General features: G+C 73.3%; 22 protein-coding genes. 12 read left to right on the top strand and 10 right to left on the bottom strand.

Annotated elements, in window-relative coordinates; all coding sequences use genetic code 11:
- Nucleotides 1-244 precede the first annotated feature (244 nt).
- The 3 genes from PV419_RS08570 to PV419_RS08560 all read left to right on the top strand — a co-directional run bounded on the left by PV419_RS08570 (nucleotide 245) and on the right by PV419_RS08560 (nucleotide 2,624).
- The gene (locus PV419_RS08570) at nucleotides 245-853 is read left to right on the top strand and encodes a suppressor of fused domain protein (protein ID WP_319687170.1); all 609 of its coding nucleotides are present in this window, start codon (nucleotides 245-247) and stop codon (nucleotides 851-853) included.
- An 80-nt stretch (nucleotides 854-933) separates the two neighbouring features.
- Nucleotides 934-1,572, top strand: coding sequence for a DUF6758 family protein (locus tag PV419_RS08565; protein ID WP_319687169.1), 639 nt, complete (start codon nucleotides 934-936; stop codon nucleotides 1,570-1,572).
- A gap of 140 nt (nucleotides 1,573-1,712) precedes the next feature.
- The gene (locus tag PV419_RS08560) at nucleotides 1,713-2,624 is read left to right on the top strand and encodes a PHP domain-containing protein (RefSeq protein WP_319687168.1); all 912 of its coding nucleotides are present in this window, start codon (nucleotides 1,713-1,715) and stop codon (nucleotides 2,622-2,624) included.
- A gap of 78 nt (nucleotides 2,625-2,702) precedes the next feature.
- Here the strand turns inward: PV419_RS08560 and PV419_RS08555 are convergent, their stop codons facing one another.
- Nucleotides 2,703-2,855 (bottom strand): hypothetical protein, encoded by a 153-nt coding sequence (locus PV419_RS08555; protein ID WP_319687167.1) that lies wholly within the window; start codon nucleotides 2,853-2,855, stop codon nucleotides 2,703-2,705.
- Nucleotides 2,856-3,063: 208 nt separating this feature from the next.
- On the opposite strand from PV419_RS08555, the gene PV419_RS08550 reads away from it, so the two are divergent.
- Nucleotides 3,064-3,996 (top strand): NYN domain-containing protein, encoded by a 933-nt coding sequence (locus PV419_RS08550; protein ID WP_319687166.1) that lies wholly within the window; start codon nucleotides 3,064-3,066, stop codon nucleotides 3,994-3,996.
- A gap of 30 nt (nucleotides 3,997-4,026) precedes the next feature.
- On the opposite strand, the gene PV419_RS08545 is transcribed toward PV419_RS08550, so the two are convergent.
- Together PV419_RS08545 and PV419_RS08540 are read right to left on the bottom strand one after the other, a co-directional pair.
- Complete coding sequence (locus PV419_RS08545; protein WP_319687165.1) at nucleotides 4,027-4,905, bottom strand: alpha/beta hydrolase; 879 nt, start codon at nucleotides 4,903-4,905, stop codon at nucleotides 4,027-4,029.
- 229 nt (nucleotides 4,906-5,134) lie between these two features.
- A complete protein-coding gene (locus PV419_RS08540; protein WP_319687164.1) occupies nucleotides 5,135-6,919 on the bottom strand; it encodes a DEAD/DEAH box helicase in 1,785 nt (594 codons plus the stop codon).
- Nucleotides 6,920-7,374: 455 nt separating this feature from the next.
- Here PV419_RS08540 and PV419_RS08535 point away from each other — a divergent pair, with 455 nt between their 5' ends.
- Nucleotides 7,375-8,154 (top strand): ferritin-like fold-containing protein, encoded by a 780-nt coding sequence (locus PV419_RS08535; protein WP_415925259.1) that lies wholly within the window; start codon nucleotides 7,375-7,377, stop codon nucleotides 8,152-8,154.
- Nucleotides 8,155-8,396: 242 nt separating this feature from the next.
- On the opposite strand, the gene PV419_RS08530 is transcribed toward PV419_RS08535, so the two are convergent.
- The 4 genes from PV419_RS08530 to PV419_RS08515 all read right to left on the bottom strand — a co-directional run bounded on the left by PV419_RS08530 (nucleotide 8,397) and on the right by PV419_RS08515 (nucleotide 10,332).
- On the bottom strand, nucleotides 8,397-8,663 hold the full coding sequence (locus PV419_RS08530; protein ID WP_319687162.1) for a hypothetical protein: 267 nt from the start codon (nucleotides 8,661-8,663) through the stop codon (nucleotides 8,397-8,399).
- Between the two features lie 254 nt (nucleotides 8,664-8,917).
- Nucleotides 8,918-9,145, bottom strand: a complete 228-nt coding sequence (locus PV419_RS08525; RefSeq protein WP_319687161.1) for a DUF3107 domain-containing protein — start codon at nucleotides 9,143-9,145, stop codon at nucleotides 8,918-8,920.
- A 186-nt stretch (nucleotides 9,146-9,331) separates the two neighbouring features.
- Nucleotides 9,332-9,973 carry a TetR/AcrR family transcriptional regulator gene (locus PV419_RS08520; protein WP_319687160.1) on the bottom strand — a complete coding sequence of 214 codons (642 nt, stop codon included), beginning with the start codon at nucleotides 9,971-9,973 and terminating at the stop codon, nucleotides 9,332-9,334.
- Between the two features lie 134 nt (nucleotides 9,974-10,107).
- Complete coding sequence (locus tag PV419_RS08515; protein WP_319687159.1) at nucleotides 10,108-10,332, bottom strand: hypothetical protein; 225 nt, start codon at nucleotides 10,330-10,332, stop codon at nucleotides 10,108-10,110.
- A gap of 168 nt (nucleotides 10,333-10,500) precedes the next feature.
- On the opposite strand from PV419_RS08515, the gene PV419_RS08510 reads away from it, so the two are divergent.
- The 6 genes from PV419_RS08510 (at nucleotide 10,501) to moeZ (ending at nucleotide 19,321) form a co-directional block, all read left to right on the top strand.
- Nucleotides 10,501-11,568, top strand: a complete 1,068-nt coding sequence (locus tag PV419_RS08510; RefSeq protein WP_319687158.1) for an alpha/beta hydrolase — start codon at nucleotides 10,501-10,503, stop codon at nucleotides 11,566-11,568.
- Between the two features lie 592 nt (nucleotides 11,569-12,160).
- Nucleotides 12,161-13,198: a DUF3152 domain-containing protein gene (locus PV419_RS08505; protein ID WP_319687157.1), complete on the top strand. Its 1,038-nt coding sequence runs from the start codon at nucleotides 12,161-12,163 to the stop codon at nucleotides 13,196-13,198.
- Nucleotides 13,199-13,433: 235 nt separating this feature from the next.
- The gene (locus PV419_RS08500) at nucleotides 13,434-15,290 is read left to right on the top strand and encodes a DUF3492 domain-containing protein (protein ID WP_319687156.1); all 1,857 of its coding nucleotides are present in this window, start codon (nucleotides 13,434-13,436) and stop codon (nucleotides 15,288-15,290) included.
- Nucleotides 15,291-15,517: 227 nt separating this feature from the next.
- On the top strand, nucleotides 15,518-16,981 hold the full coding sequence (locus PV419_RS08495) for a hypothetical protein (protein WP_319687155.1): 1,464 nt from the start codon (nucleotides 15,518-15,520) through the stop codon (nucleotides 16,979-16,981).
- A 45-nt stretch (nucleotides 16,982-17,026) separates the two neighbouring features.
- A complete protein-coding gene (locus tag PV419_RS08490; protein ID WP_319687154.1) occupies nucleotides 17,027-18,001 on the top strand; it encodes an NAD-dependent epimerase/dehydratase in 975 nt (324 codons plus the stop codon).
- Nucleotides 18,002-18,142: 141 nt separating this feature from the next.
- On the top strand, nucleotides 18,143-19,321 hold the full coding sequence (moeZ, locus tag PV419_RS08485) for an adenylyltransferase/sulfurtransferase MoeZ (protein WP_319687153.1): 1,179 nt from the start codon (nucleotides 18,143-18,145) through the stop codon (nucleotides 19,319-19,321).
- Between the two features lie 70 nt (nucleotides 19,322-19,391).
- Here moeZ and PV419_RS08480 read toward each other — a convergent pair whose 3' ends face one another.
- From PV419_RS08480 to PV419_RS08470, 3 genes are all read right to left on the bottom strand, one after another.
- The gene (locus tag PV419_RS08480) at nucleotides 19,392-20,987 is read right to left on the bottom strand and encodes an alpha/beta hydrolase (RefSeq protein ID WP_319687152.1); all 1,596 of its coding nucleotides are present in this window, start codon (nucleotides 20,985-20,987) and stop codon (nucleotides 19,392-19,394) included.
- Nucleotides 20,988-21,108: 121 nt separating this feature from the next.
- Nucleotides 21,109-22,653, bottom strand: coding sequence for an alpha/beta hydrolase (locus PV419_RS08475; RefSeq protein WP_319687151.1), 1,545 nt, complete (start codon nucleotides 22,651-22,653; stop codon nucleotides 21,109-21,111).
- A gap of 64 nt (nucleotides 22,654-22,717) precedes the next feature.
- On the bottom strand, nucleotides 22,718-25,711 hold the full coding sequence (locus PV419_RS08470; protein WP_319687150.1) for a flippase-like domain-containing protein: 2,994 nt from the start codon (nucleotides 25,709-25,711) through the stop codon (nucleotides 22,718-22,720).
- 185 nt (nucleotides 25,712-25,896) lie between these two features.
- On the opposite strand from PV419_RS08470, the gene PV419_RS08465 reads away from it, so the two are divergent.
- Nucleotides 25,897-26,295: an MGMT family protein gene (locus PV419_RS08465; RefSeq protein ID WP_319687149.1), complete on the top strand. Its 399-nt coding sequence runs from the start codon at nucleotides 25,897-25,899 to the stop codon at nucleotides 26,293-26,295.
- The last annotated feature ends 118 nt before the right edge of the window (nucleotides 26,296-26,413 follow it).

The following is a 26,413-nucleotide window of genomic DNA, read 5'->3' as shown; positions in this document are numbered from 1 at the left end:
GTTTCACCGCTCAGCGGTGGGGTACGGAAGGTTTCAGATCACGAACAGCCGCATACCAAGGGGGAGAGGACGGGAGAACTGTCGGTACTGCACGGTCGACTCGGATCCACCGCAGCCCCACCTCCTCCTGTCGGTCCCCCTTGAGGGATGACGTGTAACTCCCTGGGCAGGCGCCAAGGCTATCAGCCGCCCGAAGCGTTAAGTCGTCGCTTTGCCTGTTCGATACACGATCTATGCTCGCCGCATGTCAGACGTTCTTCAGCTGGTCGAGGCCCGATTGCGGACGGCGTTGGGCGAGCCGGACGCCCGCGCCACCGTGACCTTCGTCGGCACGGACCGTATCGAGGTGCTCCGCTTCCGCGACGGGGACGTCGTCCGCTACGCCACGCTCGGCATGTCCGACCGGCCGATGACCGACCCCACCGCTGTCGTCGCCGACCCGCTGCGCGGCCCGCGCGCCGAGCTGGTGCTGACGGTGCGGATCGGCGGCGTGGCCGTGAGCCCTGAGCTGCCCGTGCTCGACGAGGTGCTCCGCCCGCTCGCCGTGCTCGCCGCGTCCCCTCAGGTGGAGGGCGTGGTGGTGGCGCCGGGCGCGTCGCTGGACCTGGGCGGGCCGCTGTGGCCGGGGGCGCCCTTCACCTCCGTACTGGTGGCTGAACCGGGTGGGCTGGTCGAGGACTTGGAGCTCGACCAGCCGAGGGACCCGGTCCGGTTTCTGCCGCTGCTGCCCATGACGGGGAACGAGGCGGCGTGGAAGCGGGTGCACGGCGCGGGCGCGCTGCAGGACCGCTGGCTCAGGCACGGGACGGATCTGCGGGACCCGACCCGCTCCGGGGTGCCGCTGGCGAGCTGAGGGGGTTTGCCGGCTCACGTCGCATCCGGACGGGTGATCGTCCTTGACGTGGCGACGCCCGGGGAGGACCGTGGGGCCCTATGAGGGGCGAACCCAGTTGCCCGAAGTGCGGTGGCCGGGTGCGGGCGCCCGGTCTTTTCGCCGACTCCTGGCAGTGCGGGGTGCACGGCACGGTGCATCCCCTCCAGCCGGTCGTCCCGCCGAGCGTCGAAGCACTCGTGGTGGTGACCAACCGTGCCCGCGTGCCCGTGTGGATGCCGTGGCCGCTTCCGGTCGGCTGGCTGTTCACCGGTGTCGCGTGCGCGGGCGACGACCGCAGCGGCGGCCGGGCCACCGCCGTGGCCTGCTCCGGCCCCGGCCCGCTGGGCGGGCCCGGGGAGCTGCTGCTGATCGCGGAGGAGCTCGGGGTCGGGCTCGGTGCGCGATACGCCGGGATCCGCGGCCCCGACCCGGGGCCGGGCATGCGGGTCGACCGGGCGCCGCAGGTCAAGGTGTTGGCCGCCGGGCGGCCCACCCCGCTGTGGCTGGTCGAGGGCACGCCGGAGGACCGCGCGGTGTTCGCGGGGGAGGCGTGCGGGCTGTGGCTGTGGGCGATCGTGTGGCCCGAGCAGACCGGTCTGATGATGTACGACGAGATGGTGCTCACCGATCTGCGGGACGCCGGAGCCGAGGTGGACCTCGTCCCGTGCGGGGCGCTGTCGCCGCGGATCCTGGGCTGACTCTCCCCGCCACCGCTGGAAGGCACCCCCTCCATACCTGTGCTGCCGGTGGGCGCCGGACCGGCCGGGAAGGCGGACGCGGCGGCCGGTTATCCTGAAGCGTCCCCTCCGTTCCCTCGCCGCAGCCGGGAGTCCGCGTCGTGCGCATCGATCTGCACACCCACTCCACTGCGTCGGACGGCACGGACACCCCCGCCGAGCTGGTGCGCAATGCCGCCGCGGCCGGGCTGGACGTCGTCGCGCTCACCGACCACGACACCGTCGGCGGGTACGCGGAGGCGAAGCGGGCGCTGCGCGACTGTTCATCGGGGCTGACCCTGGTGACCGGCGCCGAGCTGTCGTGCCGGCTGGCGGTCCCGCCGTCCCCAGGCGCCTCGGGCACCTCGGAAGACGGCGCGGCGGGCGTGAGCCTGCACATGCTGGCCTATCTCTTCGACCCGGCCGAGCCGGAGCTGGCGCGCGAGCGCGAGCTCGTACGCGACGACCGGGTGCCGCGCGCCCGGGCGATGGTCGACAAGCTGCGCGAGCTGGGCGTGTCGATCACCTGGGAGCAGGTGGCGCGGATCGCCGGTGAGGGGGCCGTGGGGCGGCCGCACGTGGCCACCGCCCTGGTCGAGCTGGGCGTCGTCGACAGCGTCTCGGACGCCTTCACACCGCAGTGGCTCGCCAATGGCGGCCGGGCCTATGCCGAGAAGCACGAGCTCGACCCCTTCGACGCGATCCGCCTGGTCAAGGCGGCCGGCGGGGTGACCGTCTTCGCGCATCCGCTGGCCCTCAAGCGCGGGCAGTGCGTGCCCGAGAGCGCGATCGCGGAGCTCGCCGCCGCTGGGCTCGACGGCATCGAGGTGGACCACATGGACCACGACGAGCCCACGCGCGCGCGGCTGCGCGGCCTCGCCGCCGAGCTCGGCCTGCTCACCACGGGCTCCAGCGACTACCACGGCAGCCGTAAGACCTGTCGTCTCGGTGAGTACACGACGGATCCCGAGATCTACGGAGAGATCGTCCGCCGGGCGACCGGGGCGCTCCCGGTACCGGGGACGGTTGACTGAGCGGGCCGCCCGGACGCACAAGCGCCCCCGTGCGACGATGCACAGGGGCGCCGGAAGCTGCGTACTACAAGCGGGGCGTTACCGGGCGGAGCTTTCGGCGGGTCGGATGTAGATGCGCTGACCGATTGCGGCGGCCTGCTGCACGATCCGGTTGACGGAGGCGGCGTCCACAACGGTGCTGTCCACGGCGTTTCCGTCGACATCGTCGAGGCGCATGATCTCGAAGCGCATGGCTTCTCCCTTCGTCTGATCCTCCTGAGGAGAACTGTGGTGTGAGACGGATCCCTGCGGCGCCTGTGCCGCGAGCATCCGTACGGTTCAACAGCGGGTGCCCCGAAAAACATTCCCTACGCTAAAGAAAATTTTCGGGAGCCTAATTACCGTCTCGTACCAGGTCCGGTTGTGTCCCGAGCGCGCTGGCCCGGAGAATGAACCGCGTATGAGTGACGTCACGCCTCCGGGCCCACCAGACCTCGCCTCGGTCGTCGCCGGCATCGAGCGCACCAATGAGCTGCTGCAGCGTGTGCTCGCCGAGGTCGCGACCACACCCTCCACCCACGCGATATTCGTGGACGCCGGCTACGTCTACGCGGCCGCCGGCCGCCTGGTCGCCGGGACCGAGGACCGCAGAGCCTTCGAGCTCGACACCGAGGGGCTCATCGAGGCGTTCATCGACAAGGCCCGCACGATCTTCCCGGACAGCAGGCTGCTGCGCGTCTACTGGTACGACGGCGCCCGGCGCCGTATCCACACCTCCGAGCAGCAGAGCATCGCCGAGCTGCCCGACGTCAAGGTCCGCCTCGGCAACCTCAACGCCAACAATCAGCAGAAGGGCGTCGACTCGCTCATCCGCTCCGACCTGGAGTCCCTCGCCCGGCACCGCGCCATTGGCGACGCGGTGCTGATCGGTGGGGACGAGGACCTGGTCTCCGCGGTCGAGGCGGCGCAGGGGTACGGCGCGCGGGTGCACCTGTGGGGCATCGAGGCCGTCGAGGGGCGCAACCAGGCCGAGCCGCTGCTGTGGGAGGTCGACAGCCAGCGCACCTTCGACCTCGACTTCTGCAAGCCGTACGTCACCCGCCGCCCGGCGGGCTTCGAGCCGTTCGGAGCCGACCCGGGCCAGGGCGGGCCCGCCCCCAGCCGCGACGACGTCCGCTTCGTCGGGGCGCAGATCGCCGCGCGGTGGCTGTCCTCGCGCGGCCGGGAGTCACTCGCCGAGCTGCTGCCCGGCCATCCTTACCTGCCGGGCTCGGTCGACCAGGAGCTGCTGATCGACGCGGAGGCTCTGTTGCGGCTGTCGCTGCGTACACACGCCGATCTGCGCCGGGCGCTGCGGGACGGCTTCTGGGAGCACCTCCAGGCCCAGTACTGACGTCAGCTGTCAGCTGTTGGTTGTCAGCGGTCAGCTGGGGGAGACGCCGCGCCAGAAGTCGATCAGCGCCTCGGCGGTGGGGAGCGGCCGCTCGGCGTTGGGGGAGTGCCCCGCGCCCTGGATCACGGTCCGGCGGGCCGCGAGCCGCTCGGCCATCTCGTCCATCAGCGGCACCGGCCAGGCGTAGTCCACGACCCCGGACAGCACATGCTTGGGCAGCGCCACCCCGGCCAGCTCCGCGACCCGGTCCGGCTCGCGGTTCAGCTGCCGCCCGGTGACGATCAGCTGCTCGGGGACGGTGCCGAGCCAGCGCTGGTGCAGGAAGTCCTCGACGCCGGGCGGCGTGTTCTCCTCGGGCGCCTCCGGCGGGTCGAGTTCGCGCATCGCGTGCCAGACGTTCTCCATGTCGGTGACCGTCAGCGCGTCGACCAGCAGCTTGGTGCGGGCCTGCTGCGACTCGGAGATGGCGGCAGGGCCGGAGCTCATGAGCGTCAGCGAGGCGAAGGCGTCCGGGGCCATCATCACGGCGGCCCGTACGATCAGCCCGCCCAGCGAATGCCCGAGCACATGCAGTGGCGCGGAGCTCTCGGCGTCGGCGTCCAGCGCGGCCGCCTGCGCCAGCACGTCCCGGGCCAGCTCCTGCTGCGCGTACGCCGCCTCGTCCCGCGGCCCCTCGGTCTCGTGCTGACCCCGCCCGTCGACCGCGACCACCCGGAACCCGGCGCGGGCCAGCGGCTCCAGCAGCGCGATGAAGTCCTCCTTGCTCCCGGTGAACCCGGGCACCAGCAGCACTGTGCCCCGCGCCGTCCCCTCGGGGCGCGCGTCATGCACGGCGAACTCCCCGCGAGCGGTGCGAAGACGGTGGGCACGGGCGCACCCGGGCAGCGTGAGGAACGGCGGCCTGCTCATGCGCCGAGGCTAGCGCGTACACGGAAAATCCTGGCTAACCCGCCATGACGTGTGCCGCCACGTGCCGTGTGCGGGGCCGCTCGGGGTGTGTGCTTCGGTGGGCTGGGGCTGGGGCTGGGGTGTGGTCGTGTGGGTGGCGCGTTCGGGGGCCGTGGCCGGGGTGGGGGACGCCGAAGGGCCCGATCCGCGGGGAGCGGACCGGGCCCTTCGGCAATTGGGGCGGGTGGCGTCAGCTCGTCTCAGGGGCCTCGGCCTTCGACGCCGCCGCGCGGGTGCGGCGACGGCGGCGGACCGGCTTGGCCTCGCCTTCCCCGGCCTCCGCCGGGGCTGCCTCGGCCACCTCGGCCTCGGCCGGCGCTGCCGCTGTCGCTTCCACGGCCTTGGCGGCCGCCGCGCCACGGGTGCGGCGACGGCGCGCCTTGGCCGGAGCCTCGGCGGTCTCGGCGGACTCGGGGGCCGCTTCGGGCTGGGGCTGTGCGGTGTCGGTCACGACCGTCGCCGGGCCCTCGGCCGTGGCGACCGCCGCCTCGGCGTCGGTGCCGGTCTCGGCCGCCTTGGCCGCGGCTCCGGCGCGGGTGCGCCGACGGCGACGGGGCTGCCTGGGCTCGGCGGCGGCCTCCGGGGCCTGAGCCGTGCCCTCGGCGGTGTCCACGGCGGCCTCGGCGGCCTCGGCCGCCGGTGCCGAGCCGTCGGCCACCCCGTCCACCACCACACCGGCGCGCAGCCGACGCCGCTGACGCGGCGTGCGGGTGCGGGCGGGGCGCTCCTCGGCGGCGGGCGCCGCCGAACGGCGGCCGCGCCCGGACCGGGCGCCGCGGGCGCCGGTCTCGCCGAGGTCTTCGATCTCCTCGGCGTCCAGGCCCGCCCGGGTGCGCTCGGCGCGCGGCAGGACACCGGTGATGCCCTGCGGGATGTTCAGCAGCTCGAACAGGTGCTCGGAGGTGGAGTAGGTCTCCTCCGGATCGTTGAAGGGCAGGTCGAGCGCCTTGTTGATCAGCTGCCAGCGCGGGATGTCGTCCCAGTCGACGAGGGTGATGGCGGTGCCCGACGCGCCCGCACGGCCGGTGCGGCCGATGCGGTGCAGATACGTCTTCTCGTCCTCGGGGGACTGGTAGTTGATCACATGCGTGACGCCCTCGACATCGATGCCGCGCGCGGCGACGTCGGTGCACACCAGCACATCGACCTTGCCGTTGCGGAAGGCGCGCAGCGCCTGCTCGCGCGCCCCCTGGCCGAGGTCGCCGTGGACCGCGCCGGAGGCGAAGCCACGGTGGGCGAGCTGGTCGGCGATGTCGGCGGCGGTCCGCTTCGTACGGCAGAAGATCATGACGAGGCCACGGCCCTCGGCCTGCAGCACACGCGCCACGACCTCCGGCTTGTCCATGGAGTGGGCCCGGAAGACATGCTGTGTGATGTTCGCGACGGTCGCGCCCTCGTCGTCCGGCGCGGTGGCGCGGATGTGGGTGGGCTGCGACATATAGCGCCGGGCCAGCGAGATGACCTGGCCCGGCATGGTCGCCGAGAAGAGCATCGTCTGGCGTTTGGCGGGCAGCATCTGGATGATCTTCTCGACGTCGGGCAGGAAGCCCAGATCGAGCATCTCATCGGCCTCGTCGAGGACGAGGGACTTGACGGCGGAGAGCCGCAGCTTCTTCTGGCCCGCCAGGTCGAGCAGCCGGCCGGGGGTGCCGACGACCACGTCGACGCCCTTCTTCAGGGCCTCGACCTGCGGTTCGTACGCACGGCCGCCGTAGATCGCCAGGACGCGCACGGCGCGGACCTTGCCGGCGGTGAGCAGGTCATTGGTGACCTGCTGGCACAGCTCGCGAGTGGGGACGACCACGAGCGCCTGCGGGGCGTCGGTCAGCAGCTCGGGCTTGGCCCGGCCCGCCTCGACGTCCGCGGGGACGGTGACGCGCTCCAGCAGCGGGAGGCCGAAGCCCAGCGTCTTGCCGGTGCCGGTCTTGGCCTGGCCGATGACGTCGGAGCCCGAGAGGGCCACGGGGAGCGTCATCTCTTGGATGGGGAACGGGGACGTGATGCCGACGGCCTCGAGGGCCTCGGCCGTCTCGGGGAGGATCCCGAGGTCTCGGAAAGTGGTCAGGATGCTTGCCTCTTCTGTGAGACGCGGCGTGAGGCGGCGAAGGGGGTCGCACGGCGCCCCGAGTACAACCGGCCTTGGGGTGGCCGGTCCGGCGCGGGACCACTGCCCTCGCTCGAGCGCTCATACCGCGAGCGGATCCCTCCTGCCGTGCGCACGATTACATGCGCGCCGCGCGGAGGGCGGTCGGTTTGGAGCCGATCGGGCCACCGACCGGGCATCCGTATGCGTGGAACAACCCGTCGATACTCGACGGGCGCCAATAGCACTGTACCCCGAGAGCGCGCATCTGTGACCGGGATGCCGGTTGCGCCCTGTTGCCGGTCCCGGCTGACCAGGGCCTTCCGCGGGGCGCTCAGCGGGCTATTGTGCGCACCATGGAGACGTCTGACACACCGGAGAACGACCCCGCCGCCGGGGAGCGCACCGAGGGACACGCCGCCGGGGAGCGCACCGGGATCGCCGCCCAGGACTGGGCGCGGGCGGCCGCCGAGCCGCAGTACCGCGCCGCCGTGGTGGACCTGCTCGGCGCCCTCGCCTACGGCGAGCTGGCCGCCTTCGAGCGCCTGGCCGAGGATGCCAAGCTGGCGCCCACGCTCGAGGACAAGGCGGAGCTGGCGAAGATGGCGTCCGCCGAGTTCCACCACTTCCAGCAGCTCAGAGACCGGCTGGCGGAGGTGGGCGAGCAGCCGACGGCGGCCATGGAGCCCTTCGCGGCGGCGCTGGACGGGTTCCACCGCCAGACCGCGCCGTCGGACTGGCTGGAGGGCCTGGTCAAGGCGTACGTCGGCGACTCGATCGCCAGCGACTTCTACCGCGAGGTCGCGGTTCGGCTGGACTCGGACACCCGCGGGCTGATGCTGAGCGTGCTCGACGACACCGGCCACGCCTCGTTCGCGGTGGAGAAGGTGCGGGCGGCCATCGAGGCGGACCCGCGGGTCGGCGGGCGGCTGGCGCTGTGGGCGCGGCGGCTGATGGGCGAGGCGCTGTCGCAGGCGCAGCGGGTGGTCGCGGAGCGGGACGCGCTGTCCACGATGCTGGTGGGCGGGGTGGCGGACGGCTTCGATCTGGCGGAGGTCGGCCGGATGTTCTCCCGGATCACCGAGGCGCACACCAAGCGGATGGCCGCGCTGGGCCTGGCGTCCTGAGCCGTCGGGCGGAGCGGTAGCGCGCGGCCCGCGTCCCAGGGCCTGTCAGTCGTCAAAGGGGGCTTTTGGCCGCGAGCGGCGTCTGGCGCGGCAGCGGCTGATGTCACTGCGGCGTCGGGAGCAGGGCGCCCCCTTTGACGACAGGCCCCCTGGGGTGCGGGCCGCGGTGCGTGTCGGATGGGTGGCGCGTCGTCGGGTGCGAGGCGTGCCCGGTGCGGTGCGTGCCGGGTGCGTGGCGCCTCTCAGGCCGGGGCGGAGCGGCGGAGCCTGCTCGTCGGGCGGACCAGCAGCGACAACAGCGCCACCGAGAAGCCGAGCGCGACGATCAGCACCGTCGGTGTGTGGCCCGAGCCCAGCACGGCGTGGGTGAGCAGGGAGCCGAGGAGCGCGGCGGCCGGGCCGGTGGACAGCAGCAGGCGCCGGGAGTGGAACCTTCGGGGCTGCCAGCGGCCCGCCCCGTATGCGATGGCGAGACCGATCAGTACGGAGCCGAGCGCTTCCAAGATCATGGTGCGTCCTTCCCGCGGGCGGATCGGGGCCGAGGCCTCGGGGTATGCCGGGTGCCGAGCCCCGGTCGCAGCCGTCCTACCCCCGGGCCGGGCCGGGCAACCCTGCCCGGGCCAAGCGCATCCGAAGGGGGCGTTCCGCGCGGGCGCACGGAACGCGGAGTCACGGAACGCGCAGCGGAACGCGGGCGCACGAAAGCGGCGGGGCCCGGTGAGGATTCCCACCGGGCCCCGCCGCTTTCCGTTGGCGCGGACGCTCAGAGCGCGCTGAAGCCGACCTTGCGGGCGGCCGGCTCGCCGATCTCGACGTATGCGAGCCGGTCGGACGGGACCAGGACCTTGCGGCCGTGGTCGTCCACCAGGGTCAGCAGCTGCGCCTTGCCGGCGAGCGCGTCGGACACCGCGCGCTCGACTTCCTCGGCGGACTGCCCGCTCTCCAAAATGATCTCGCGGGGCGCGTGCTGCACGCCGATCTTGACCTCCACGGCTTTGTCCCTCCGACGGTCAGTTGGGGTGCGCGGCCAGCCGCGCCGTACGCAGCACACATTAGCCGGGTGCGGAGACCGGACGGGCAGCATGGGCGCACGCCCGCAGCGAACACGCGCCGCCGGTCGTGGCGAACATGCCCCGGCCGCCGGCCGGGGACACGCGCCCCAGCCGACGCCCGCGGCTCAGTTGCCGCCGTCGGACCCGTGCAGCGGGAAGCCCGCGATGCCCCGCCAGGTGAGCGAGGTGAGCAGCTGCACCGCCGTATCGCGCGGCACGGCGCTCTCGCTGGAGAGCCAGTAGCGCGCGACGACCTGCGAGACCCCGCCGAGGCCGACCGCCAGCAGCATCGACTCGTCCTTCGACAGGCCGGTGTCCTCGGCGATCACCTCGCTGATCGCCTCGGCGCACTGCAGCGCGACCCGGTCCACGCGCTCGCGTACGGCGGGCTCGTTGGTCAGGTCGGACTCGAACACCAGGCGGAAGGCGCCGCCCTCGTTCTCGACATACGCGAAGTAGGCGTCCATGGTGGCGGCGACGCGCTGCTTGTTCTCGGTCGTCGACGCCAGCGCGGTGCGCACCGCCTGCAGCAGCGCCTCGCAGTGCTGGTCCAGCAGGGCCAGATAGAGGTCGAGCTTGCCGGGGAAGTGCTGGTAGAGCACGGGCTTGCTGACCCCGGCGCGCTCGGCGATGTCGTCCATGGCCGCCGCGTGATAGCCCTGTGCCACGAAGACCTCCTGGGCCGCCCCCAGGAGCTGATTCCGTCGGGCTCGGCGCGGCAGGCGCGTGCCCCGCGGGCGCGCCTCGGTCTGCTCGATGGCTGTCACGCCGCCTCCCAATGAGTGTTCCGTACACGGTGTCCACCGCGCCGCCATCGTACTTTTGGGTAACAGGACAGCGCGCGGTCCGTACGGAGAATTTCACGGACCGGACTCCATGAAAAGCTGACAAATGGTGCGGTTCACTGGTAGTCGTCCTCGTTCACCTCGACGACCCGGGCCTGCTCCAGACGGTCCGCCTCGTTCGCCTCCGACAACGCGTCGCCGTTCACGGGCTCGTCCCGGTTCGGAAGGAGGTCGAGGTGCTGCTCCGCGGCGTCCACTTCCGGCGCTTCGACGTCCTCCACGGCGGATTCTGTGGCGTCGTTTTCCTCGAAGGTGTCGGGGTCGCTGGGATCGACGGACATTTCTCCCCTTCCTCAGGTGCCCTGGCCGGGGCGTTTTTCCCGCCCGCCCCGGCCCGGGGTGATCGTCCCTGTGTATTTACGAGCCTAGGAGAGCTCACTTTCGGACGCTACGTGGCCTGTGAGAGCGAACACAGGGCTCCGAGTGTGATCGTCTCGTAACATTGCCGCATGTCTTCGACCGAGCAGCCGGATGCCCGCATCGTCCCCGCGGTCCCGCCCGCCCGGCCCGTTCGCGTCGGAGCGGGGGAGGAGCTGCGCATCGCGCGCCTCCCCGGTCTCACCCTCACCGTACGATCCCGCCCGCCGATCCGGGAGGGTCTGCCGCCCGCGCTGTATGTGCACGGGCTCGGCGGCTCCTCGCAGAACTGGTCCCTCATGATGGAGCCGCTCGCCGACCGGGTGGACGGAGAGGCCCTCGACCTGCCCGGCTTCGGCGACTCCCCGCCGCCGGACGACGGCGACTACTCGATAGCCGGCCACGCCCGTGCCGTGATCCGCTATCTCGACGCGAGCGGGCGCGGGCCCGTGCACCTGGTCGGCAATTCGCTGGGCGGCACGGTCTCCACCCGCGTCGCCGCGCTGCGGCCGGACCTGGTCCGCACCCTCACCCTCGTCTCGCCCGCGCTGCCCGAGCGGCGCCTCCAGCGCACCGCGGTCCCCACCGGCCTGCTCGCGATCCCGGGCGTCACCCGGCTGTTCACCCGGCTCACCAAGGACTGGGACGCGGAGCGGCGCACCCGCGAGGTGCTGGCGCTCACCTACGGCGACCCGGGGCGGGTCAACCCCGAGAACTTCGCGCTGGCGGTGGAGGAGTTCGAGCGGCGGCTCGCCCTCCCCTACTTCTGGGACGCGCTGACGCGCTCGGCCCGCGGGCTCGTCGATTCGTACACGCTCGGCGGCCAGCACTCGATGTGGCGGCAGGCCGAGCGGGTGCTGGCGCCGACGCTGCTGGTGTACGGCATGCGTGACCAGCTGGTGTCCTTCCGCATGGCGCGGCGGGCCAGCGCGGCCTTCCGCGACTCGCGGCTGTTGACGCTGGTGGACGCGGGGCACGTGGCGATGATGGAGTATCCCGAGGCAGTGGCGCGAGGGATGCGCGAGCTGCTCGACGACGTGACAGGCCGAGAAGGCAGAGCAGGCCGGGAGGGCCGGGAGGACGGCGGCCGCCGGGGCGACCCGCGCGCACGGACCGCCCCGGTGCCCGGCCCGGACGGGAGCGGTGCGGCGCGTGGGTAAACACAGCGCACGTGGCAGCCGGGAGGACCGCGACCGCCGGTCCGGGCAGGCGGGCCCAGGCTCCGCCGCCGGCGACGGCCGTGCCCCTGGTGCCGGTCCCGGCTTTGTGGAGTACACGGCCTCTGGCCCGGCCGGGGGCCCGGGCACCGGCCGCAGGCGGCGAGTGGTGCCGGGGCCCGGGCCCGGTACGGGGTCTGGTGCGGCGCCCGGCGCGGGGCCTGGTGTGGGGCCTGGTGTGGATCCGGGGGTGACGCCGCCGCAGGGCGTGCCGCGTATGCGTCCGCCGGGGCCCGCCGTGCCGCGGGCCAGGGGCGGGCACCCGGAGCAGCGCGAGCCGGGCGGCGGCTGGGGCGCCGTGGGCGGGCCGGGCGGGCGTATGGTCCCGGGCGGTCCTGGCCCTGGTGGGCCGGCGGGTGCTAACGGTCTCGGTGGTCCTGGTCGTCCGGCGGGTCCTGGCGGTCCTGGCGGTCCGGGGCGGCGCGGTGGTTTGGCCGGTGTGCCCGGCGGTCCGGGTGGTGTGCCCGGCGGGGCGCGGGCGTCTTTCGGGACGCGGACCACAGGCCTTCCGCCGGGCGCGGCGCCCGGCGGGCTGATGCCCGGCCCGCGCAAGGAGTACGTCGACGCGTTCGACATCTCCGAGGCCCTCGACTGCGACGGCGAGGACGTCTTCGCCGCGGGCGCCCCGGGAGCGGCCCGGGCGCCGCACCGCCCCGGTGCCGACGGCACGGAAGCCGACAACGCCTACAACGCCTACGACGCTGACAACGCCGACGACGGCGAGGACGAGTCCCAAGAGGTGGGCGCCGCCAAGGGCGGCAAGGCGCGGACCTTCACCGGCGTCGCCGCCGCGGCCGTGACCACCGTGCTGGCGGTCGTGGTCGCCGGGCAGGTGGCCAACGGGCCGCAGGACAGCGGGAACACCGCACGGGCCCAGGGCGGCGCGGAGCGCGCCGACACGGTGGGCGACGGCGATGACGGGCGCGGCGAGCGGGCGGGGCAGTCCGCCCCCACCACCCCGGCCCCGAAAGCCCCCTCGTACGACACGCTGATGACGCGGAAGTTCCCGCTGGACCCGAAGCTGAGCGGATCCGGGGCGTTCACGACGGTCCCCGGGCACGACAAGGGGACCGGCCGGGGCCGGGTGCTGCGCTATCGCGTGGACGTGGAGAAGGGGCTGCCGCTGGACGGCGAGCTGTTCGCCAAGGCCGTGCACAAGACGCTGAACGACGACCGCAGTTGGGGCCACGGCGGGACCCGCTCCTTCGACCGGGTCTCCTCCGGCCGGGTCAACTTCGTGATCACGCTGGCGAGCCCCGGCACCACCGCGACGTGGTGTGCGAAGTCCAGCTTGGACACCACCCAGGACAACGTCTCCTGCGACTCGGCCTCCACCGAGCGCGTCATGATCAACGCCTATCGGTGGGCACAGGGCGCGAAGACCTTCGGCGACGACAAGATGTACGCATACCGGCAGATGCTCATCAACCACGAGGTGGGCCACCGGCTCGGGCACAACCACGAGATCTGCACCCGGCAGGGCGCGTTGGCGCCGGTGATGATGCAGCAGACCAAGTTCCTGACGACCGACGGGGTGACCTGCCGGCCGAACGCCTGGCCGTATCCCAAGTGACGGGTGGCCTCGGGTAGCCGACTGCCGTCCCCTGCTGCCGTGCCGGTCTGCCCTACGGAGCTGGACGGCGCGGAGCCCGACAACGCCTGACGCCCGGGAAGGTCACGGGCGTTCACCCCTTCCGGTGGTGCGACGGACAACCGTCCGTCGCACCACCACTCTGCCCGCATAACGTGCTGCCGCTGCCGGACGGCGGCGCGACGGCTTGCCGACATGGGAGATCGGGGGTGCGCTCATGCGCGTGGGACTGCTCACGGAGGGTGGGTATCCGTACGCGAGTGGTGAGGCGCGGCTGTGGTGCGACCGGCTGGTGCGGGGGCTCGCCCAGCACGAGTTCGAGGTCTACTCCCTCAGCCGGAGCGCCCGCCAGGCGGCGGAGGGCTTCATGGAACTGCCCGGCGCGGTGCGGCGGGTGCGTACCGCGCCGCTGTGGGGCGAGGGGGCGCGGGCGCCGCGTCGGGTCCGCGGGACGTACGGGCGGCGCGAGCGGCGGCGGTTCGCCGAGTGCTTCGGGGAGATGGCGGCGGCGATCAGCGCGCCGGGCGGCCCCGGGAGCCCTGGCACCCCCGCTGTCGCCGGGGCTTCTGCTGCCGCCGGGGCGGCCGGGTGCCAGGCGGACCGTTTCGCCAGCGGCCTGTACGGGCTCGCCGAGCTGGCCCGGGAGCGCGGCGGGCTGCCCGCCGCGCTGCGCTCCGAGACGGCCGTACGCGCGCTGGAGCGGGCCTGCCACACGCCCGGCACGCTGCAGGGCGCGCACCAGGCGCGGGTGGCCGACCTGCTGACCGTGACCGGCGCGCTGGAGCGCGCGCTGCGCCCGCTGTCGCTCGACTGGTACGGCGACGGTGAGGGCTCCGCCGGCGAGCCGGGCCTGTCCGGCGTGGACCTGTGCCATGCCGCCTCGGCGGGCCCGGCCGCGCTCCCGGGGCTGCTGGCCCGGCGTTTCTTCGGTACGCCCCTCCTGGTCACCGAGTACGGCGTACGGCTGCGCGAGTACTACCTGGCGAGCGCGGCGGCTCCGGGCGGCGCGGTGCCCCCCGGCCCTGTGTTCTCCGGCCCGGTGCGGGCGCTGCTCGCCTCGTTCCACGGCCGGCTGACCGCCGAGGCGTACGCCCGGGCGGCGCTGATCACCCCCGGCAACACCCATGCCCGCCGCTGGCAGGAGCGCTGCGGCGCCGCCCCGGAGCGGCTGCGCACCGTCTACCCCGGCATGGACGCGAGCCGCTTCGCGGAGGTCGGCGAGCGCGGCGCGGGCAGCGGCGTCGGCGCGCGGGGCGACGACGGCTGGACACTGGTGTGGCTGGGCCGTCTCGAGCCCGCCAAGGACATCGTGGCCCTGCTGCACGCCTTCGCCCAGGTGCGGCGGGCGGTGCCCCGGGCGCGGCTGCGCCTCGTCGAGACCGGGCGCCCCGCCCGCGCCGCCGGGGGCTACCCGGCCCACTGCCGCGCCCTCGCCGCCCACCTCTTCCCCGACGAGGCGGCCGACGCCCACACGGTCGGCGACAACCCGGTCTCCTTCGAGCACCTCGGCGACCCGGGGCTGCCGTCCGCGGCGGACGCGTACGCGGCGGGGAGCGTGGTGGCGCTGTCCAGCGTGGTCGAGGGCTTCCCGGTCGGGCTGGTGGAAGCGATGTTCTGCGGGCGCGCCACGGTGTCGACGGACGTCGGCGCGGTGTGCGAGGTCATCGGCGGTACGGGTCTGGTGGTCCCGCCGCGCAACCCGCGGGCGCTCGGAGACGCGTGCCTCGAGCTCCTCGCCGACCCCGAGCGCCGTGAGCGGCTGGGCGCCGCGGCGCGCGCTCGTGCGCTGGAGCTCTTCACCGCCGAACAGAACGTGGCGGCGTTCCGCGGCATCTATCTGGAGCTCATGTCGCACTGCCCGGTGCGCCGCGAGGAGCTCGGCCCGGACGGCGAGCCCGTGCCCTTCGCCCGCCCGGCGGAGGCCCACATCCCCGGCCGCTGGGCGGGCGGCGGCGGACCGGGCCTCTCGCCCGCGGCCCACACCCCCACCTGGGCCACCGCACAGCCCGGCCCTGAGCCTGAACCCCTGGGTGTGGGCCCGTACGCCCCGCTGCCGGAAGAGGCGCGCCCATGACCCGCCGCCCGGGCATCGCGGGCCCGGAGGACTGTGACGGCGGCGAAGCGGCTCCCGGCTCTGCCGGCTCTTCCGGGGGCGGGGGTGGTGACGTCGCACCGTCCGCCGCGGGTGAGGGGGCGGCTGCCGAGCTGCCCGGGGGACGGTCTGCGCGCCCTGTCCGTCCAGGGGACGCCCCGCGAACTCCGCGGAGCCCTGGGGGTTGGGACGCGCCGTCACGTGCGCTCGTGAGTGGGACACCCAGGCCGGAGACGGGCGGCGGGGCACCGCGTGAAGGACTCGGGGGCGGTGGCCTCGCGCCGTCGGCCGGGCCGCAGGCGGCCGCCGCCCCCGGCTGCGGGCCGCTCCCCGGTTCCGGCCCGTGCCCCGGCGGTGCCGCCCGGCCCGCCGGGAGCGGACGCCCGCCGTCCTCGGGCGTGCGGGAGTCGGCCGCCGCCCTCGGCGCGGCCCCGCGTTCCGCCGCCGCGGGGCCCGTGGGGCGGGGGTCGGCCGACCCGGTGCGGATGTTGATGCATCGCCATCACGAGCTGTGCGCGCACGCCGTCGATCCGCTGGAGATCGCCGCCGGTCTCGAGGCTCATGGCGTGACGGACCGCACCGCCGCCCGGTTCCGGCATCGTGACGTCTTCTCGCTCGCCGAGGAGCTGTACGCGCGCGTCCCCCGCGAGGACGACGCCCCGAGCGGCCCGGCGGCCGCGCCGCCGCGCGGGCGGCTCGGCGGGCGGCTGGCTCTGGGCGCGCTGCACCTGGTGCCCGGGGTGCTGGGGGCGGCGACCGCCGTCGGGCTGGCCAGGGCGCAGGGCGGGGCGGCGGGGGCGCGGGTGGCTGCTGGGGCGGGCGGGGGCGTGTTGATGGTGGCCGCGCTGTGGCTGTGCCTGGGGCGCGGGCCGCTGAGAGTGCGGGGCGGCAGGGTGGCCGGGCGGTTGGCCGGGCTGCTTCGCGTCGGCTGGCTCATTGCGTACGCCCTCTGCGGCGACTGGCTGCTCGCCGGGCTGCGGACCGGCGTATGGCGGCCTTACGGCGCCGCGCCCGCCGACTGGCCCCTCGTCGCAGAGGCGGTTGTCGTCCTCGCCCTCGCCGTCGCGCCCGCCGCGTGGTGCGCGCGCTGGTTCGCCCGGCGGGCGTGCCGGAGGCTGGTGGGCAGCCGTGGGCTCGCGGAGTTCGCGGCGGGGGTGCGGCCGCTGCTCGCGGGCACGGTGGCGCTGTTCCTGTGCGCCCTGCCGCCCCTGGTGCTCGCGGTCCGGTTCGCGCTGCCGCTGCCCGGCGGCCCGCCCGGGGCCGTCCCGACGGCTGATGCGGCCGCCGCGTCCGACGCGGCCGTGGTGACCGTGTGCGTCCTGCTGTTCGTCGCCCGGCTGCTCGCCGTCCACGGCTTCCGGCGGGCCGCCGCCACCGGCACCGCCGTGGCCTGCGCGGCCGAGGTGGCGGCCCTGGGTGGCGCCGGGGCCGGGCGGCTGCCGGGCGGCGGGGCGTTCGCCGAGGCGGTGGCGGCGGCCTCGGCCGTCTGCGGACCCGTCACCGTCCCGGCCGCGGTCTGCGGTGCCACCGCGCTCGCGCTGCTGGCGTACGCGTTCGCCGCGCTCTCCCGCGCCTCGGCCCATACGCCGGGCGCCCCGTACGCCCCGTACTCGTACCCCACCGCTTCCGAACTCGCCGCCCCCCTCCGCCCCACCACCACAAGGAGCACATGACATGAGCGACGACACGACCCACCCACAGCCCCAGGAGCGTGGCCGATGAGAGTCCTGCTGCTCGGCTCCGGGGGATATCTCGGCCGCTATGTCGCCGAACACCTGCTCGCCGATCCCGCCGTCCAGCTCACCGCGCTCGGCCGCGGCGACGACGCCGATGTGCGGTTCGACCTGTCCACCGGCAGCCCCGGCGCGCTGACCCGCTTCCTGAACGCGGTCCACCCCGGGGTGGTGATCAACTGCGCGGGCGCGACCCGTGGCGGGGCGCGCGAGCTGACCCGGCACAACACCGTGGCCGTGGCGACGATCTGCGAGTCGCTGCGGCGCAGCGGCTGCGGTGCCCGCCTGGTCCAGCTCGGCTGTTCCGCGGAGTACGGGCCGTCCCAGCCCGGCTCGTCGACGGCGGAGGACGCCGTGCCGCGCCCCGGCGGCCCGTACGGGGTGAGCAAGCTGGCCGCGACGGAGCTGGTGCTGGGGTCCGGTCTTGACGCGGTGGTGCTGCGGGTCTTCTCGCCGGTCGGGCCCGGCACCCCGGCCGGGTCGCCGCTGGGCCGGCTGGCCGAGGCGATGCGCCGGGCCATGCAGGCCGGGGACGGCGAGCTGAAGCTGAGCGGCCTCGGGGTGCAGCGCGACTTCGTGGACGTACGGGACGTGGCCCGGGCGGTGCACGCGGCCTCGCTCTCGGCCGCGCAGGGGGTCGTCAACATCGGCAGCGGGCGGGCCGTCCGGCTGCGCGACGCGGCCGCCGTGCTCGCCCGGGTGGCGGGCTACGGCGGCACGCTGCACGAGATCGACGGCCCGCCGGGGCGCGGGCCGCTGCACCACGTCGCCGCGGGCGGCCCGGCCGGGTCCCAGATCGAGCATGTGGGCGGCGGGGCGGGGTATCCGTACCCGGACGGCTGTGGCAGCTGGCAGCAGGCGGATGTGCGCACCGCGCGTGACCGGCTCGGCTGGCGCTCCAGGATCGCGCTGGAGGAGTCGTTGGCCGACATCTGGATGGAGGCGGCGTGCCGGATCTGAGGGACGGCCTCATGGCCGGCGGCGCTGCCCGGGTGATGGGACGTATCCGTCTCGCGGACCGGACCACCCGTCTCGGAATGAGATGGGCCGTGGCAGTGTTACCAGGAGAAGAACCCTGCTCCCACCCACTACGGAGTCCCCGTGTCGCTGCCACCCCTGGTCGAGCCGGCCGCCGAGCTCACCGTCGACGAGGTCCGCAGGTACTCACGCCATCTGATCATCCCTGATGTGGGGATGGACGGGCAGAAGCGGCTGAAGAACGCCAAGGTGCTGTGTGTCGGCGCGGGCGGCCTCGGCTCGCCCGCGCTGATGTACCTCGCCGCGGCCGGTGTCGGCACCCTCGGCATCGTGGAGTTCGACGAGGTAGACGAGTCCAACCTGCAGCGCCAGATCATCCACAGCCAGGCGGACATCGGCCGCTCCAAGGCGGAGTCCGCGCGCGACTCGGTGCTCGGCATCAACCCGTACGTGAACGTCGTGCTGCACGAGGAGCGCCTCGAAGCCGACAACGTGATGGAGATCTTCTCCCAGTACGACCTGATCGTGGACGGCACCGACAACTTCGCCACCCGCTATCTGGTCAACGACGCGTGCGTGCTGCTGAACAAGCCGTACGTATGGGGGTCGATCTACCGCTTCGACGGCCAGGCGTCGGTCTTCTGGTCCGAGCACGGCCCCTGCTACCGCTGCCTGTACCCGGAGCCCCCGCCGCCCGGCATGGTCCCCTCCTGCGCCGAGGGCGGCGTGCTCGGCGTGCTGTGCGCCTCGATCGGCTCGATCCAGGTCACCGAGGCCATCAAGGTGCTCACCGGCACCGGCGACCCGCTGGTCGGCCGCCTGATGATCTACGACGCCCTGGAGATGACCTACCGCCAGGTCAAGGTCCGCAAGGACCCCGACTGCGCGGTCTGCGGCGAGAACCCCACCGTCACCGAGCTGATCGACTACGAGGCCTTCTGCGGCGTCGTGTCGGAGGAGGCCCAGGAGGCGGCGGCCGGTTCGACGATCACTCCCAAGCAGCTCAAGGAGTGGATCGACGACGGTGAGAACATCGACATCATCGACGTCCGCGAGCCGAACGAGTACGAGATCGTCTCGATCCCCGGCGCCCGGCTGATCCCGAAAAACGAGTTCCTGATGGGCAACGCCCTGCAGGACCTTCCGCAGGACAAGAAGATCGTCTTGCATTGCAAGACGGGTGTCCGGTCGGCGGAAGTCCTGGCTGTTCTGAAGTCCGCGGGCTTCTCCGACGCGGTCCATGTGGGCGGCGGCGTCATCGGCTGGGTCCACCAGATCGAGCCCGCGAAGCCCGTCTACTGACGCGGCCGTAGAAGCGCCGAAGGGCCCCGCACCGTTTTCGACGGTGCGGGGCCCCGCCGCATAAGTGCCGCTACGAGCAGACCTTGCCGTCCGCCGGCACCTTCCCGTTCAGCAGGTAGTCGTCGACGACCTTCGTCGTGCACTCGCTGCCGCCGTTGTACGCGCCGTGGCCCTCACCCTTGTAGGTGAGCTCCACCCCGACGCCCTCGCCCAACCCCTTGACCATCTTCCGCGCGCCCTCGTACGGCGTGGCCGGGTCGCCGGTGTTGCCGACGACCAGGATCGGCGCCGAGCCCGGGGCGCTGACCTCGGGGTGGTCGGTCTTGCCCGCCACGGGCCAGTCCTGGCACGAGAGCATGCCCCAGGCCAGGAACTCGCCGAAGACCGGGGACGCCTTGCGGTACTCGGGCAGCTTCGCCTTCACATCGGCGACCGTGTAGCGCTGCTTGTCGTCCACACAGTTGATCGCGACGTTGGCGGGCCCCTGGTTGTTGTAGTGGCCGTTCTCGTCGCGGCCGGCCAGGGAGTCCGCCATCAGGAGCAGCACATTGCCGCGCTTGGCCTGCATGGCCTCGGTCAGCCCCAGCGTCAGGTACTGCCAGCTGTCCTTGCTGTACAGCGCGGCGGCGATGCCGCCCACGGCCTGGTCCTGGGTGAGCTTGCGGCCGCTCTTGGTGGGCAGCGGCTGCTTGTCGAGCTTCTTCAGCAGCGCGATGATCGTCTTTTCGGCCTCGTCGGGGTCGCTGCCGAGCGGGCAGGCCAGCCCCTTCTTGGCGCAGTCCTTGAGGTAGTTGTCGAGGGCGAGCTGGAAGCCCTTCGCCTGGCCGAAGTTACCCCGCTCCGGGTCCTCGGTCGGGTCGACGACGGCGTCGAAGACGGCGCGTCCCACGTTCTTGGGGTACAGGTGGGCGTAGACGCCGCCCAGCTCGGTGCCGTAGGAGATGCCGAAGTAGTGCAGCTTCTTGTCGCCGAGCACCTCCCGCATCAGGTCCATGTCACGGGCGGCGCTGACGGTGTCCACGTGCGGGAGCACCTTGGCGGAGTTCTTCTCGCACGCGGCGACGAACTTCTTCTGGTCCGCCGTCGCCGCCGCGATCTCGGCGGCGTCGTCCGGCGAGCCGTCCACGGAGTCGGATGCGTCGAGTTCCTTGTCGCTCTGGCACTTCACGCCCGCGCTCTCCCCGACCCCGCGCGGGTCGAAGCTCACAAGGTCGTAGCGGGCGCGCAGCCGCTGGTAGTCCGCGCCGAAGCTGGGGAGGGCGGAGACCCCGGAGCCGCCGGGGCCGCCGAAGTTGAAGATGAGCGAGCCGATCCGCTTGCTCGGCTCGGTGGCCTTGGCGCGGATCAGGGCGAGGTCGATCGTCTCGCCGTCCGGTTTGGCGTAGTCCAGCGGGACGCGCATGGTCGAGCACTGCCATTCGCTGCCCGGGGTCTTGCCGATGCCCTGCATGGTGGTGGGCGCCGGGCAGGATTTCCAGCTGAGCTTCTGCCCGGTGAGGGAACTGGGCAGGCCGGAGGCCGACGGCGCCTCGGACGCCTTGTCCTTGCCGCCCTTGCCATCCTTGGAGCCGCCGTCGTCGTTGCAACCCGCGACGGCGGTGAGTGCGACCACGACGGCCGCGGAGACCAGTGCCCTGGCCCGTATGGTGCTTATGGAACTCGACATAGCCGGTGATCCTATGTGCCGGTTATGAGCCGGAGTATGCGAGTCTCTTCTCGATTTGGTCACAGGTTCCGGGCGCATTGGTGCAGGCCGGCGCGGATTCGGCCGCCAGTCATCGGGACCGCTAGCCGCAGACCTTGCCGTTCGCCGGCACCTCGCCCCGCAACAGATAGTCGTTGACCGTACGGCGCACACAGGCGTTGCCGCTGTCGTACGCGCCGTGCCCCTCGCCCCGGTACGTCAGCTCCACGCCCACGCCCGGGCCCAGTTCCTCCACCATCTTGCGTGCGCCCGCGTACGGGGTGGCCGGGTCGCCGGTGTTGCCGACGACCAGGATCGGCGCGGCGCCCGGGGCGCTGACATCCGGGGTGCGCCAGGCGCCGTGCACCGGCCAGCCGGTGCACTGGGTGAGGCTCCAGGCGAGGAAGTCGCCGAAGACCGGGGACGCCTTGCGGAACTCGGGCAGCTTCGCCTCGATGTCGTGGACCGTGTAGCGCTGCTTGAAGTCGGCGCAGCTGATGGCGGCGAGGGAGGACTGCAGGGTGCTGTAGCGGCCGTTCGGATTGCGGCCGTTCATGGCGTCGCCGAGGGCCAGGAGGATCTTGCCGTCGTCCTTTTGGGCGTCCGCGACGCCCTGGGTGAGGTACTGCCAGAAGTCCCGCGAGTACAGGGACTGCGCGATGCCCCCGTCGGCGAGGGACTCGGTCAGCTCGCGGTTGCCGATGCCGGGCACCGGGCGCCGGTCGAGCTTCTTCAGCAGTGTGCGGATCTCCGTCCGGGTGGGGCAGCTGTAGCCGTTGCCGCCGGCGTTGCACGCCTTCATGTAGTCGTTCAGGGCCAGCTGAAAGCCCTTCGCCTGGCCGAGGGAGCCCTGCGCGGGGTCCTGTGCCGGGTCGACGACGCCGTCGAAGAGCGCGCGCCCCACCTTCTTGGGGAACAGGTGGGCGTAGACGCCGCCCAATTCAGTGCCGTAGGAGACGCCGAAGTAGTAGAGCTTGGTGTCACCGAGGACGCCCCGCATGAGATCCATGTCACGGGCGGCGTTGGTGGTGCCGACATACGGAAGCACCTTTCCGGAGTTCTTCTCGCAGGCGGTGGTGTATCGCTTGACGCGGCCTGTGAGGGACTTCACCTCCGAGGAGTCGTCCGGGGTCGAGTCGGCCGCGTAGAAGGCGTCGAGCTGCTTGTCGCCCAGGCATCTGACCCCGCTGCTGCGGCCGACCCCGCGCGGATCGAAGCTGACCAGGTCATAGCGGGTGCGCAGCTCCTTGTAGCCGCTCGCGAGGGCGGGCAGGGCTGCGACGCCGGAGCCGCCGGGGCCGCCGAAGTTGAAGACGAGTGAGCCGATGCGGTGACGCCGGTCGGTGGCCTTGGCGCGGATCATGGCGATGCCGATGGTTTCCCCGTGCGGCTTGCGGTAGTCCAGCGGGACGTGGAGCGTCGCGCACTCCCACTGCTTGCCGGGGGCCTTGGTCGCCCCGTCCTCGCTGTCGTCGGGGGCGGGGCAGACGGACCACTTCAGCTTCTGGTGAGCCGAGGTGTCCGGTCGCCCGCCACCGCTCCCGCCGCAGCCCACGGCGGCGGCCAGCAGCAGGGCGACGGCGGCAGGCGCACCGGCGCGTACGGGTCGGGACACGGCGGCTCTCCGGAAGTGGGGGCGTGGTGCCATCCTCGGGCGTGCGCGGCCCCGGCGCGCGCGGTGCGGGCGTACGGGTGAGCGGCCCCGGCCGCCCCTACAGGGACTCTTTACGGGTGAGGTGGGTGAAGGCCAGCCAGCCCGGCAGCACCGGCAGCCAGAAGACCATCAGCCGGAAGAGGAGCACCGCGGGCGCGGCCGTCTCGTACGGCAGTCCGGCCAGCGTCAGACCGGCGATCAGCGCCGCCTCGACGGCTCCCACGCCGCCCGGGGTGGGCGCCGCCGACCCCAGGGCGTTGCCCGCGAGGAAGACCACCGCGATGCTCGCGTAGCTCATGTCGCCGCCGAACGCCCGGATCGAGGAGTCGAGGCACAGCACGTTGGCCGCGGTCAGCAGCAGCATCCCGCCGATGCCGGCGACCAGCTTCTTGGGCCGCTGCAGCACGTCCAGCATGCGCGGGACGACGCCCGCGAACAGGGACCGCAGACGGGTGGACACAAACTTCCGCAGCACGGGGATCGCGGCCACCACGAGCGCGAGCACGGCGGCCGTCAACAGCCCGGCGATCACCGTGCGGGACGGCGAGAGGGTCGGGGTGCGCTCGGTTCCGGTGATGTAGCCGAAGGTCAGCAGCAACAGGATGTGGCTGGCGAGGCCGAACAGCTGGGACGCGCCGACGCTGGCCACCGCAAGACCGGGCCGCACCCCCTGGCGCTGCAGGAAGCGGGCGTTGAGCGCGACCCCGCCGACCGCGGCGGGGGCCACCAGCTTCACGAACGACGCGGCGACCTGCGCCAGCACGGTGCGCCCGAACGGCACCTTTTCCGGCACGAAGCCGAGCAGGCTCAGCGCCGCCGCGACGTAGGTGAGGGCGGAGAAGACCAGGGCGGCCAGCACCCAGAGCCAGTTGGCCTCGCCGATCACCGTGCCCAGCTTGATGTGGGTGAACTGGGACAGCAGGAAGTACGCGGCGAAGGCGCCCGCGCAGAAGCTGACCAGCGTGCGCGGCTTGATGCGCTCCAGCCGCACCGGCTCTATCGGCGCCTGCGGCCTGATCAGCAGCACCTGCTGGCGGATCTGGGAGAGCAGGTCCTCCTCCCGGGCCCCCTCCAGGGCCTCGTCGATCGCCCGCTTCTCCGCCTGCTTCTCGGCCCTGAGTGTCTTGCGGTCGACCGCCGCCGCGGCCGCGGCCGGCCGGAGCCTGGCCTTCTCCGCGGTCTCGTCCGCCGCCTCGGCGGGGGCGGCGGCTCCGGCCGCCTCGGCCCGCTCCGCCTCCCGGGCTTCCTCGGCCTCTCTGGCTTCCTTGGCCTCCCGGGCCTCCTTCGCGGCGCGCGAGGCCTCCAGGACGGCTTCCCGCTGCCGCTGCGCGCGCTCGCGCGCCAGATGGCGCAGCGTCGCGCGGGTGCTGCGGTTGAGGGCGAGGGGCTGCAGCAGCGGGAGGCTGTCGGCGACCGCGTCCGGGCCGATGACCTCGACCGCGGCGGCGACGGACCGCTCCGCGCCGACCCGCAGACCGAGCGTGGTGAGCAACTGCGCGACATCCATCCGCAGCACCACGTCGCCGGCCGCGATCTCGCCGCCGCGCAGATCGGTCAGCACGATCTTGCCGGAGCGGTCCACCAGCAGCGCGTCGCCGTCCAGCCGGCGGTGGGCGATGCGGCGGGACTGGAGCGCCCGGACCTGGTGCCAGGCCCCGGCCAGCAGGTCGTCGGTGATCGCCTCGTCGGGCAGCGTGTTGAGCGGGCGGCCGCCAAGGTGTTCGTAGACCAGGATCACGGCGTCCGGGCCGAGCTCGGAGGTGGCGATCAGCTTCGGCGCGTTGGCGCCGGCCGCGATGGCCGCGTACGCCAGCAGCGCCTCCTGTTCGAGGGCCTGGCGCAGCGACTGGAGGCTGCGCCGCGGGGTGATGGTGCGCAGCGTCAGCCGCTGCCAGACGCGGTAGAAGAAGCCCTGGGCCTGCTGCTCGCGGTCCACGACGGTGACGTCCAGGGGCGGGCCGTCCTCGAGGGTGACCAGATAGCGGCGGCCCCGATCCGTCTGGCCGGTCGTCTGGGCCGACTGGCCGGTCTGCCCCGTCTGGTCCCCGTGGTCGCTGTCCGCGGAGTCCTCGTACCGCAGCGCGGTGACCGGCGCGAAGCCGACGTGGCGCAGCCCGGCGAGCAGGTGCTGGCCGGTGGGCCGCACGTTCGGCGAGCCGACGGCGTACAGCGTGCCGTAGGCCACGGTCCAGCCGATCAGCACGGTGATGATGATCGAGAACGGTGTGGTGTAGCCGCCCACCAGCACCGCGAAGGCGTCGAGCAGCAGTACGAACCACATGGCCACCCGCCAGCGCGGGCGGCGGGCCATGCCGACGGCCGTCATATAGGCGATGACGGGCGCGAGATAGCCGTGTACGGGGTCGCTGAAGGTGCCGCCGGGCGCCGGCTGGGTGAGCGCCTCCCGGATCGACTCGGGGGCGCCACGGGCCACCCACAGGTCGGTGGCCAGGGACACGCCATGGGCGAGGACGGCGGCCAGCACGCCGTCGGCGATCCGCAGCCCGTCGCGTTTGATCAGCCGCTCGATGGCGAACGCCATCGGGAGCAGGAGCACCGCGACGCTGGCCGCCAGGCCCGCGAAGTCGATCAGCAGGGTCGGCGCCTGGTCGGCGCCGTGGCCGATGTCCTTCTCCAGGCCGGCAGTGGTGCCGTGCGCGAAGGCCGCGATGGCCAGCACGGTGGCGATGCCCAGGGTGCCGAGCAGCAGCCGCAGCAGGTCGAAGGGGCGGTGGACGCGCGCGGGGAGCAGCGGCTCGTCGCCGGACACCCGGTCGACGTGCGGGTGGGGGTCGTCGCAGTCGGGGGCCTCGGAGGTCTGGCCGTGAGCCGCTGGGACCTCACGAGCTTCAGGGGCTTCAGGAGCTTCAGAGGTTTCAGGGGCTTCATGGGCTTCAGGGGTGGCCGGCTTCTGGTTTTCGGGGCGGGGCGACGACTCCCGCTCGGACGGCTCCGGCTTTTTGGCGCGGGGCAGCGCCTTGGGGGCGCGGGCCTCCCCTTCAGGAGGCTGCGCACCCTGCTGCTCGGCCGTTTCTTCTTGATCTCGTATCACCAGTCACCGCCCGGAAGATGGTGGCATGCCCGGGCTGAGGAGGTGGGCATCAGGGTGCATTTCGGGGACGTGAAATTCGGATCGTACGTCGTGTAAGGGAACCCCGCACCCTCGGTGAGCGGTTCGGGGGAGGGCGCTGTGGAGCGTCGGCGGGGCTGTCGGTGGGGTGCGGCAGGATGTACCGGATGAGCCGGATTCCCGATCAGAGCGGTGGGCGCGCCGAGGGCGAGCGGACCGGGGCCGCGCACGAGCTGCCCGAGTACGCGGAGCGAGTGCTGGAGGTCGCCGAGCTGATTCCGCCCGGCCGGGTGATGACGTATGGCGATGTTGCCGAATGGCTGGACGAGGGCGGCCCGCGGCAGGTGGGCCGCGTCATGGCGCTCTACGGGGGCGCCGTCCCCTGGTGGCGCGTGGTGCGCGCGGACGGCGTGCTGCTGTCCGGCCATGAGCTGCGGGCGCTGGACCACTACCGGGAGGAGGGCACGCCGCTGCGCGAGGCGGCGCGCTCGGCCGAGGGCCACCTGCCGCGGCTCGACATGGCCCGGGCCCGCTGGGGCGGCGACGGCGGGGCCGGTGCCGACTGACGACGGGCGGCGCGCCCGCCGGTTCCCCGGCCGGCCGGACCCAGGCCGAAGCGCCGCGGCGCGCCCGCGGCCGTATCCACAGCCATTCGGGTGACGCCCCGCGTCACATGAGAGGCTG

Origin of the sequence: Streptomyces sp. ME19-01-6 (genome assembly GCF_033793745.1) — a bacterium.
In the GTDB taxonomy this organism is placed as follows: domain Bacteria; phylum Actinomycetota; class Actinomycetes; order Streptomycetales; family Streptomycetaceae; genus Streptomyces.
This window is presented reverse-complemented; position numbering and strand designations above follow the sequence as displayed.

Coding starts and splice junctions, on each gene's coding strand:
- PV419_RS08555 (WP_319687167.1), bottom strand. CDS start 2,855: ATGCGCTTCGAGATCATGCGCCTCGACGATGTCGACGGAAACGCCGTG.
- PV419_RS08540 (WP_319687164.1), bottom strand. CDS start 6,919: ATGACGCTCCCCGTGGCCCTCTCGGGCTCCGACGTCATCGGCCAGGCC.
- PV419_RS08545 (WP_319687165.1), bottom strand. CDS start 4,905: ATGAGCAGGCCGCCGTTCCTCACGCTGCCCGGGTGCGCCCGTGCCCAC.
- PV419_RS08565 (WP_319687169.1), top strand. CDS start 934: ATGAGGGGCGAACCCAGTTGCCCGAAGTGCGGTGGCCGGGTGCGGGCG.
- PV419_RS08570 (WP_319687170.1), top strand. CDS start 245: ATGTCAGACGTTCTTCAGCTGGTCGAGGCCCGATTGCGGACGGCGTTG.
- PV419_RS08510 (WP_319687158.1), top strand. CDS start 10,501: ATGTCTTCGACCGAGCAGCCGGATGCCCGCATCGTCCCCGCGGTCCCG.
- PV419_RS08500 (WP_319687156.1), top strand. CDS start 13,434: ATGCGCGTGGGACTGCTCACGGAGGGTGGGTATCCGTACGCGAGTGGT.
- PV419_RS08550 (WP_319687166.1), top strand. CDS start 3,064: ATGAGTGACGTCACGCCTCCGGGCCCACCAGACCTCGCCTCGGTCGTC.
- PV419_RS08475 (WP_319687151.1), bottom strand. CDS start 22,653: ATGGCACCACGCCCCCACTTCCGGAGAGCCGCCGTGTCCCGACCCGTA.
- PV419_RS08505 (WP_319687157.1), top strand. CDS start 12,161: ATGCCCGGCCCGCGCAAGGAGTACGTCGACGCGTTCGACATCTCCGAG.
- PV419_RS08530 (WP_319687162.1), bottom strand. CDS start 8,663: ATGATCTTGGAAGCGCTCGGCTCCGTACTGATCGGTCTCGCCATCGCA.
- PV419_RS08515 (WP_319687159.1), bottom strand. CDS start 10,332: ATGTCCGTCGATCCCAGCGACCCCGACACCTTCGAGGAAAACGACGCC.
- PV419_RS08490 (WP_319687154.1), top strand. CDS start 17,027: ATGAGAGTCCTGCTGCTCGGCTCCGGGGGATATCTCGGCCGCTATGTC.
- PV419_RS08465 (WP_319687149.1), top strand. CDS start 25,897: ATGAGCCGGATTCCCGATCAGAGCGGTGGGCGCGCCGAGGGCGAGCGG.
- PV419_RS08480 (WP_319687152.1), bottom strand. CDS start 20,987: ATGTCGAGTTCCATAAGCACCATACGGGCCAGGGCACTGGTCTCCGCG.